We start from the raw sequence: 974 nt of genomic DNA, 5'->3' as shown, positions 1-974 counted from the left end.
CCCTCGGCAGCGGTGTTCAGCTCACCGTGTACCGCATCGTCCAGGAATCCCTCACCAACACCCTCAAACACACCGCCCCGGGCGCCACGGCCGACGTCGCCGTCACCGTGGACGCCGGAACCGTGCACATCATGGTCGCCGACACCGGCGTACCCGCCGCCGAGGCGCGGTCCGGCACCGCCGGGCACGGTCTCGTCGGCATCCGCCAGCGGGCCGCCATGTACGGCGGCACCGTCACCCTCGGCCCGCCTGCCACCGGCCACGGCTGGCTCGTCGACGTCGTGCTCGACGTACCCCCGGGAGATCATCAGCCATGACCACCGTCCTCATCGCCGACGACCAGCCCCTGCAACGCATGGGCGTGCGCATGCTCCTGGAGGGCACCCCCGGCCTGACCCCGGTCGGCGAGGCCGAGCACGGCGCCCAGGCCGTCCGCATGACCGCCGAACTCCGCCCCGACGTCGTCCTCATGGACATCCGCATGCCCGGTATGGACGGCATCGAGGCCACCCGCCGGATCGTCGCCGCCGGTGGCCGCACCCGCGTCCTCATCGTCACCACCTTCGACCTCGACGAGTACGCCTACGACGGCCTGCGCGCCGGCGCCGGCGGCTTCCTCCTCAAGGACGCCCGCCCCGAGGAACTCGTCGCCGGCATCCACGCGGTCGCCACCGGAGACGCCGTCGTCTCCCCCCGCCTCACCCGCCGCCTCCTGGACGCCTACACCCACCGGGTGCTGGCCCCCGGGCGCACCGCGCCCGCCGAGGACCCCCGCCTGCGGACCCTCACCGACCGCGAACGCGAAGTCCTCGTCGCCATCGGCCACGGCTGGACCAACACCGAGATCGCCGAACGCCTCGTCCTGACCGAATCCACGGTCAAGAAACACGTGGGCCGCGTCCTCGCCAAACTCGGCGCCCGCGACCGCATCCAGGCCGTCATCACGGCCTACGACACCGGGCTGGTCAGGGCCA

General features: G+C 72.8%; 2 protein-coding genes. Both read left to right on the top strand.

Annotation, left to right across the window (positions count from 1 at the left end):
- The coding region (locus LQ326_RS47270; protein WP_372497151.1) for a sensor histidine kinase at window positions 1-317 on the top strand (317 nt) is incomplete at its 5' end.
- On the top strand, window positions 314-974 hold a 661-nt coding region (locus LQ326_RS47265; RefSeq protein ID WP_234545392.1), incomplete at its 3' end, for a response regulator. The genes LQ326_RS47270 and LQ326_RS47265, both read left to right, overlap by 4 nt.

The sequence above is a fragment of the Streptomyces shenzhenensis genome (genome assembly GCF_021462265.1).
Lineage (GTDB): Bacteria > Actinomycetota > Actinomycetes > Streptomycetales > Streptomycetaceae > Streptomyces > Streptomyces shenzhenensis.
This window is presented reverse-complemented; position numbering and strand designations above follow the sequence as displayed.